Source organism: Streptosporangium amethystogenes, from assembly GCF_000721075.1.
GTDB lineage: Bacteria > Actinomycetota > Actinomycetes > Streptosporangiales > Streptosporangiaceae > Streptosporangium > Streptosporangium amethystogenes.
In genome coordinates this window covers 69,248-77,959 of sequence record NZ_JOEQ01000035.1, presented here as the reverse complement: position 1 = coordinate 77,959, position 8,712 = coordinate 69,248, and the positions used below count along the sequence as shown (strand labels likewise).

The 8,712-nt window shown below is 72.6% G+C and carries 4 protein-coding genes; all 4 read right to left on the bottom strand.

Annotated elements, in window-relative coordinates; translation table 11 throughout:
• Positions 1–194: 194 nt before the first annotated feature.
• On the bottom strand, positions 195–1,412 hold the full coding sequence (locus IG98_RS0135620) for a glycosyltransferase (RefSeq protein WP_030922728.1): 1,218 nt from the start codon (positions 1,410–1,412) through the stop codon (positions 195–197).
• 49 nt (positions 1,413–1,461) lie between these two features.
• Complete coding sequence (locus IG98_RS0135615; protein WP_245651856.1) at positions 1,462–2,772, bottom strand: DHA2 family efflux MFS transporter permease subunit; 1,311 nt, start codon at positions 2,770–2,772, stop codon at positions 1,462–1,464.
• A gap of 140 nt (positions 2,773–2,912) precedes the next feature.
• A complete protein-coding gene (locus IG98_RS53805; RefSeq protein WP_051753368.1) occupies positions 2,913–6,866 on the bottom strand; it encodes an MMPL family transporter in 3,954 nt (1,317 codons plus the stop codon).
• Positions 6,866–8,704, bottom strand: coding sequence for a fatty acyl-AMP ligase (locus IG98_RS0135605; protein WP_084195891.1), 1,839 nt, complete (start codon positions 8,702–8,704; stop codon positions 6,866–6,868). The genes IG98_RS53805 and IG98_RS0135605 overlap by 1 nt, the downstream gene beginning before the upstream one ends.
• Positions 8,705–8,712 lie beyond the last annotated feature (8 nt).

Here is an 8,712-nt window from a genome sequence, read left to right as displayed (position 1 = left end):
GTACGCATCCGCGGCGAGAAGGGCATCCGCTGGGGCGGACGCCCTCTCAAGGCCGCAGCCTGACAAACCCGGCGAACCAATGCGGTCACGGCACTAGCCGGAAAATCGGAAGGTCGCCGGCATGAGTGGAGCCCCTCCGGCGGGCCACCGCGAACCTCACGCCGTCCAGGCCCGAGACGGCCTGGGCCTTCAGGTCAGGCTCCGAGCGCCTCGCATGCGCGTCCCACCCCGTCCTCGGCCCGCAGCCGCTCCCCCAGCCGCGCCGCCACCGCCCGCGTTCCCGGATCCCGTACGGCATGTACCACCCGTGCGGCCAGCGCTTCCACGGTGGCCCTGCCGATCGGCAGCGGCGCGGGCCCGGCCCCCAGCGACGCCACCCGTGCCCCCCAGAACGGCTGGTCGGAGAAGAAGGGACAGATCACCCCCGGCACCCCGGCCCGCAGGCCCGTCCCCGTGGTCCCGGCACCGCCGTGGTGCACCACCGCGGCCATCCGCGGGAAGAGCCATCCATGATCGATATCGCCGATGACGAGCATGTCGTCGGCGCCCTCGTACGGCATGCCCTGAAGGACTCCCCGCACCCCGGCCCTGCGCAGCGCCGCCACCACCGTCTCCGCCGTCGCGACCGGGTTGGCCGGGACCATGCTGCCGAAGCCCACGAAGACCGGTGGCGGTCCCGCGTCGAGGAACGCCACGATCTCGGGGCAGGGAGGCAGCGCGCGCTCAAGCGACCAGAAACCGGTCAGGTGCACGTAGTCCGGCCAGTCCCGCGGGCGGCCGACGATCCAGGGACTGACCCCGCACAGCACCGGCACCCGATCGGCCCGTGCCCGCCGGAACGGGCTGCCCCGCATGGGTTCGAGCTTGAGCACCCGGCCCCGCAGCCGGTTCACCATGCGGCCGAGCAGCAGCCAGCTCAACCCCTCGACCAGCGCGTAGCTGGCCCGGTTGCCGGCTCCGCCAAGCGTGCGCAACGGCACCAGCGGGTTGGGGAAGGCCCGGGTGGGCTCGCTGGGCTGGAAGTGCAGCAGCGCGTACGGCATGCCGTACCGCTCGGAGAGATGGTGCCCGAAACCACCCAGCGCGGGTGACAGGACGAGGTCGGCTCCGGCGCAGGCCGCGTCCACCTCGGCGACCAGGCGCTCGGCGAACGGTTCCACGATCGTGCGAAACCCCCTGGCGAACCCGGCGGGGCCGCTCCGCAGCCACGCCTGCCCCTCCTCGGACTCCATGATCTTCAGCGGGTCCACGCTGACCGGGCTGAACTCCAGCCCCGCCTCCTCGACCAGCCCGCCGTAGCGGCCCGCCGCCACGATCATGACCCGATGTCCCCGCCGGGCGAGCCCGGCGCCGAGCGCGACGCACGGCTGGGTGTCACCCCGCGAGCCGAACGCCAGGACCGCGATCCTCACCGGCGCCTCCCCGAACCGACGGCCCGCCGAAACTCACCGGTCCGGCGGCTCATCGGAGCGTCACCAGGCTGATGGCCGCCCCCGTGACGACCAGCCCCGCGGCCACCAGCAGGCCCGTCGAGTAGCCGGCCGTGAAGCTCACGGAACTGTTGACGATCACCCCGATGATCGCGATGCCGAACAGCCCCGACATCTCCCGGGCCACGCTGAACACCCCCCCTGCCACCCCCGCCCTGGACTCGGGTACGGCACCCAGTACCGCCGACCCCAGCGGCATGGTCAGCGCCGAGCCGATCCCGATCACGCATACCGACGGCAGCAGTTCGGCCCAGCCGTCCCCCGGGCGCAGGAACGCGACGGCGGCCATGCCCGCGGCGACGAGGACGAGCCCCAGCGCCACGGTGCGCGCGGCGCCGATCCGGTGTTCCGCGAACGGCACCAGCGGTGTGACCACGACGACCAGCAGCGCCAGCGGCACGAACGCCAGCCCGGACGCGGTGGGGCTGAAACCGAGCACGCCCTGCAGGAACAGCGCGGTGAAGAAGAAGACCCCGTTGACCCCGAGTCCCCAGAGCACCTGGGCGATCACCCCGCCGGTGAAGGTCCGCGACCGGAACAGCGCGAGGTCCACCATCGGGTCCTCGCCGAGCCTCTCGGCGATGGCGAAGACCAGGGCGGCTGCCACCGTGGACAGCACCGCGACCAGGATCGGCGGCGAGGTCCAGCCCAGATCGGCCCCGAAGGTCAGGGCGAAGGTACCCGCCGACAGGACGACCACCGACGACGCGACCCCTGGAACGTCCACCCGGGCGGCCCGCTCGTCGCGCGACTCAGGGATCGCGACGGTCGCGAGCGCGATGATGAGGACGCCGAGCGGGACGTTGAGCAGGAAGATCCAGCTCCAGTGGAAGTGCTGGGTGAGATAACCGCCGACGACCGGCCCCAGGGCGAGCGCGCCCGCCCCTGACGCCATCCAGACGGCGACCCCGACGGACCGCTGCCGCTCGTCGTTGCCGACCGCGACGATCGCCAGCATCGCGGGCAGGATCAGGGCGGACCCGGAACCCTGCACCAGCCTGGCGGCGACGAGCGCGCCCACCGAGGTGGCCAGCCCCGCCACGAGGGACGCCGCCGTGAAGACGGCCAGTCCCGCGACGAGCACCCTGCGACGACCGTAGACGTCGGCCAGCCTGCCGCCGGCGAGCATGAAGCCGGAGAAGGTGAGGACGTAGCCGGTGACGACCCATTCGAGTGCCGCCAGCGACGCGCCCAGCTCCACCTGCAGGGTGGGCAGCGCGACCGTCACGACGGTGTTGTCCAGGGTCGTCACGAATCCAGCCAGCCCGATGACCAGTAGCAACAGCCCTCGTCGCGCTGCCGGTGCTCCTGTCGGCGCCCCTGATGGTGACCCTGGTGGCGCCTCCGATGGTGACGCGGCGGACGGAGCCGGTACGACCTGTGCGTCTGGCCTGGGCTGCGCGCCCGGTACGGCCCGATCGCTCACTCGTCCACCTCGGTCCACTCCCAGCCGGACCCGTCGGCCTTGGGGCGTACGACCCGCGTGGTTCTGGTGCCCACGGCGACCCAGCCTCCCACCGGTTCCTCCGCCTCCCGCCTCGTGGGCGCCCTGCCCACGGACTCCCCCTCACCACGCGGTACGGCCTCACCACGCGGTACGGCAGCGGGCGGGGAAGCGGGGACCGTCGCCCTTCGCTGCCCCCCCGCCGGAGGTCGCGGAACCAGGGAGGCCGGAACCGGGGCCGGGGCCGGGGTCTGCGGAACCGCAGGCGGGGAGGGGTCCGAGGGGGAAGCCTGCGGGGATGCCGAGGTCGCCTGCCGGAGCGCCGAAGGTCCCGGCTCGATCGCCCCGGCCACCGGCCGTACCAGCGGCTCCAACTGGTCGATCAGATGGCTGCTGACCGGCGGCAGGCTCGGCACGCGGTGCGCGTCCTCCGCCCCCTCCCCGGGTTCCGGCCTCCCCACCTCCTCGGGTACGAGTGCCGGAGACGGGGTGGCGGGTGGCGTACCAAGGGCTGCCGGCAGCCCCGCGGGCCGGGGCTCGGAAGCCGCCGGGGGCGGCGGGAGGTCACCGGAGCGGGCCGCATGAGCGGGCCAGGGTTCGGAAACCGGCCGGGGCTCGGAAACGGGCCTGGGGGGCTCCGGGGGCGCGGGTTCGGGACGCGCCCGGATGACGGGGCCGGGCCGTACCGGGGGTGGCGGAGGTGGCACGAACGCGGAATGGCGTTGCGGGAGCGAGGCGGGCGACCCGGAGGGGGCGGCGGGAGGGGCGGGGGCCGGGCGGGGAGACTGTTCCATCGCGTCCCGCACGGTCAGCAGGGGCTCCGGTGGGGACGGCTTCTCCTGCTCCTCGGCCCAGTGCCAGCCGGGACCGTCCAGGTTCGGCTTGATGACCTTCCTGGTCCTGCCCCCGGCCGGCCCGGGTCCGGACGTCGGTGGTGCGGTGGACGCGGCGGCGGGCCTGGACGTCGGCCGGGCGGGCGGGGGCGGCTCGGCGTCAAGCCCGGGCATGGGGTAGGGATTCGACCGGTTCTGCCGGAAGGAGGCGTCCGAGATCCGGGACCGCCAGGTACGTGCCGTACCGGGCTCGGGAGACGGGGTGCGGGACCCGTTGCGCGGGACCGCCGGGTCCGGGCGCGCGCCCCGGGTCTCCTCCCGCACCACACGGGCGTTCGACGCCGGAACATGCGGATCCACCGGCGCCCCCCAGGCCCCCTCCTCCGCGGCGTGAACGTACGGGTCCACGGGCGAGCCCCAGGATTTCCCCTCTGCCGCGGCACGGACCTCCGGCACCGGAACGTGCGGGTCCAGGTGGACGACCCAGGGCCCCTCCCCCATGGCGCGAACACCCGGCGCCGGAACGCGCGGGTCCATGGGCGCGTCCCAGGATCCCCGCTCTGCCGCGTGGACATCCGGCACCGGAACATGCGGGTCCAGAGGTGAGGCGGGGGGCGGGGGAAACTCCTCGGCCCACTGCCAGTCGCCGTCGCGGCCGGTCCTGATGACGCGTACCGGAACGGCGGGGGCGATCGGCGGTGCTTCGGCGGGCGGTGGCGGGGGAGGCCCGGCGGGAACCTGAGCGGAGGTTCCGGCGGCGATCTGCGGGGGCCGCGGGAAGGGGGCGAGACGGCGCGCGGGGGCGGCGCGGTGGGCACCGGGGGCACCCGCGCGCTCCACCATCACGTACGTGGCGGGAAGCTCGTCCGTGGCGTGCTCGCGGATCTCGATCCGCCGGTGGAAGCCGCGCAGGAAGCTCGGCAGCCACCAGTTGGCCTCGCCCATCAGCCGCATCGTCGCGGGCACCAGCAGCGCCCTGACCAGGGTGGCGTCCACCACGATGGCCACGAACATGCCGACGCCGAGCATCTTGACGATCGTGATCCCGGCCGTCGAGAACGCCCCGATGACGACCAGCAGCAGCAGGGCCGCGCTGGTGATGACCCCTCCGGTCCGCTCCAGCCCGACCGCCACGGCCACGGTGTTGTCGCCGGTTCTGAGCCACTCCGCGCGGACCCGGCTGAGCAGGAACAGCTCGTAGTCCATGGAGAGCCCGAACACCACGGCCAGGATCAGCACCGTGATCGTCGCCTCGATGCTCCCCGTCGGGGTGAAACCCAGGACGCTCGCGAGGTGGCCGTCCTGGAAGGCCCAGACGATCACGCCGAACGACGCCCCCAGCGACACGACGTTCATCAGGATCGCCTTGACCGGCAGCAGGATCGAGCCGAAGGCGGCGAACAGCAGCAGGCCCGTCATGAGGCAGACCACCAGCGCGGTCCACGGCAGAGTGGTCCGCAGGCTGGCCTGAAGATCCAACTGGGCCGCGGTGGGGCCGCCGACGACGACGTCCTGGAAGTTCGGCTCGGGCGGCAGCTCCCGGATCCTGTCGACCAGCGCGCGGGCCTCGTCCGACATCGGGTCCCTGTCGTAGCGGACCGCCAGCCGCACGGCGCCGCTGTTCTGGGAGACGCCGGTGACGTCGACGCCGGTGACGTGGTCGAGCGCCTCCAGCCGCTCGGCGAACACCTTGACGTCCAGCGGGCCGACCGGGGTGACCGGGGTGATCCCCGAGTTTCCGACGCCGAGGGGGCCGCGCTGGGTACCGACCTCGGAGGTGAGCGCGCCGGGCGCCGACGCGGTCATCGGCCCGACCAGGTCGCGCTCGACGAGCACGATGACCTCGATCGGCGAGAGGGCGTTCTTGGCGAACCTCGTGTTGATCTCCTCGGCCACCTGGCGGCTCTCGAACCCCTCCGGCAGTACTCGATGGTCCACGCTGCCGAACCGCGCGTGCGCGAAGGGCGCGGCCAGCGCGACGAGAAGCAGCCCGACCCCGAGGAGGTACGCGACCGGACGGCGCATCACACTGGACGCGATGGTGTGCCAGGTCCCGCCCCTGCGACCGCCGAAGTCGGGCATGACCTTGATCGCGTCCACCTTCGGCCCGAGCACGGCCAGCAGCGCGGGCAGTACCACGATCGCGGACACCATCGCGACCAGCACCACCGCCGCCGCGCCCAGCCCTATCGACCGCAGGAACATCTGCGGGAAGAGCAGCAGCCCGCTGAGCGAGGTCGCCACGGTCAACCCGGAGAAGGCGACGGTGCGTCCGGCGGTGGCGATGGTCCGCACGACCGCCGCCTCGGCGGACGCCCCCCGGTGGATCTCCTCCCTGAAGGCGTTCAGCACGAAGAGCGAGTAGTCGATGGCCAGGCCGAGCCCGAGCATCGTCACGACGTTCAGCGAGAACACCGAGACGTCGGTGACCTCGGTGAGCAGCCTCAGCAGCAGCAGCGCCCCGGCCACCGAGAGCAGCCCGACGACCAGTGGCAGGCCCGCCGCCACCAGGCTGCCGAAGACCATGACGAGCAGGACGAGCAGTACCGGCATCGAGATGGCCTCGGCCTGCTGCAGGTCGGCGCCGGTCTGCGCGTTGAGGTCCTTGAGCAGCGGAATCCTGCCGCCGATCTTGACCGTGTATCCGGCGGGCGCCCTGCGGAGCTCGTCCCTGATCTTCTCGTACCCGCTCTGCTTGGTCAGCTGCCCGCCGCGCAGGGTGATCAGCGCGTAGGTGGAGTGCCCGTCCTCGGAGACGAGTTCCCCGGCCTTGGTCGACCAGTAGGTGGTGGTGCTCGCGACCTGCTCGGCGGGCAGCGCGCGGAGCGCCTCCCGCACGTCCTTCTCGAACCGCTCGTCGGCGGCCTCGTAGCTGGGATGCGTGTAGAGGGCCACCACGTCGGGTGAGTTGCCGCCGAACCACTTCTGGCTCCACTCGGCGGCCGAGGTCGACTCGGCCCCCGGATCCTCGAAGCCGCCGTCGGACATCCTGCCGAACAACCCCAGCCCGAAGTAGCCGGCGAGGACCGCGAACGCCGTCCCCAGGACCAGCAGGGACCAGCGCCCTCGGTAGACGGCCCGCCCAAGCGACTCGAACATCAGACGTCGGCACCTTGCCCGTCGGCCGAGAACCCGTCAGCCGAAAGCGCATCGACCGGAGGCGCATCGGCCGGGAAGGCGTCAGTCGGGAAGGCGCCGGTCGGGAAGGCGCCGTCCAGGTAGGCCCGCGCGCAGGCACGTCTGGCGATCTTCCCGCTGGACGTGCGCGGTACGGCCCCCGCCTCGACCAGTACGAAGTCGTGCAGCCGCAGATCATGATTTTTCGTGACAGCGGCGCGGATGTTGGCCGCGATCTCGTCGATGTCCCGCCCGTCGGCCTTCCGTGACCGCTCGGCCACCACCACCAGCCGCTCGGTCTCCTCCCCCGGCACCGCGAACGCGGCCACATGGTCCCTGCGGACGGCCTCCTCGGCCTCCTGCACGGTCACCTCCACATCCTGTGGATAGTGGTTGCGCCCGTCGACGATGATCAGGTCCTTGATCCGTCCGGTGATGTAGAGCTCACCCCCGTGTATGACGCCCAGGTCACCGGTACGCAGCCAGGTGCCCTCCTCCCCTTCGAGGACGTTGCCGAAGACCTCGGCGCTGCGCTCGGTGTCCCGCCAGTAGGCCCGCGCCACGTTGGGCCCCCGCACCCAGATCTCACCGACCTCACCGTCGGGTCTGGCCGTACCGGAAGCCGTGCCGGACATCGGGTCGGACGTCGGGTCGGACGTCGGGTCGGGCACGGAGGCGATGACCACCCGCTGGCCCGTCGGCACCCCGCAGGAGACGAGGTCGCTGACCCGGCCCCGTCCCGTGTGCGGCACCGCGCGCCCCGCGGTCAGCGCGTCGCGGTCGAACAGGGTGACGCGGGCGGGCAGGTCCCGGTCCATCGCGGTGACGAACACCGTCGCCTCGGCCAGGCCGTAGCCGGGGGTGTGCGCCTCGGGCCGCAGCCCGCAGATGGCGAACGCCTCGGAGAAACGGTCGATCGTGCTGCCCCGGAGCGGCTCGGCGCCGTTGAGCATGATCGACACTCCGGACAGGTCGAGCGTGGCCTTCTCCGCCTCGGTGACCCGGCTCGCCGTGTACTCGTAGGCGAAGTTGGGACCGCCGGTGAACACGTCCTCCTGCCCGGAGAGCATCCGCAGCCAGCGCACCGGGTGCATGACGAACGCCACCGGGTCCATGAACATCGACTGGTTGCCGCCCACGATCGGCGCGGCGATGGTGGCGATCAGGCCCATGTCGTGGAAGAGCGGCAGCCAGAGCGCGGCCGTGGACACCCTGGGGGTGGCGCGGAACGCGGTCCACAACTGCCTGGCGTTGGCCGTGAAGTTGCCATGGCTGATCTCGACCCCTGCCGGAGCGCGGGTCGAGCCGGAGGTGTACTGCAGGTACGCCAGGTCGTCGGGGCCGATCGGTTCGGGTTCCCACTCGTCGGCCAGCAGGTCGGAGACCGTGTCCAGGGTGATGATCCGCTTGGGCCGGGGCGCGGAGCGGCCGTCCAGGAAGGCGTGCACCCCCTCCAGCGCGGGCGTCGTGGTGAGCACGCACACCGGGTCGGCGTCGGCGTAGGCGCGGATCAGCCGGTCGGCGTGACCGGGCAGGTCCGGCGCGAAGAGCGGTACCGCGATCACCCGGGCGTACATCGCGCCGAGCATCGCGACCACGTACTCCAGTCCCTGAGGCGCCAGGATCGCCGCCCGCTCGCCCGGGTGCGTCACCTCTCGCAGCCGTACGGCCAGCGCCCGTGCCCGCAGGTCGACCTTCGCCCAGGAGAGCGTGTGCCGCACCCCGTCGCGTCCGGCGGAGTAGTCAAGGAAGGTGTAGGCCGGAGCGTCCGGGATCTCCCGTGCCCACCGTTCAACCTGGGCGATCAGCGTCTCGCTCATGCTCAAGG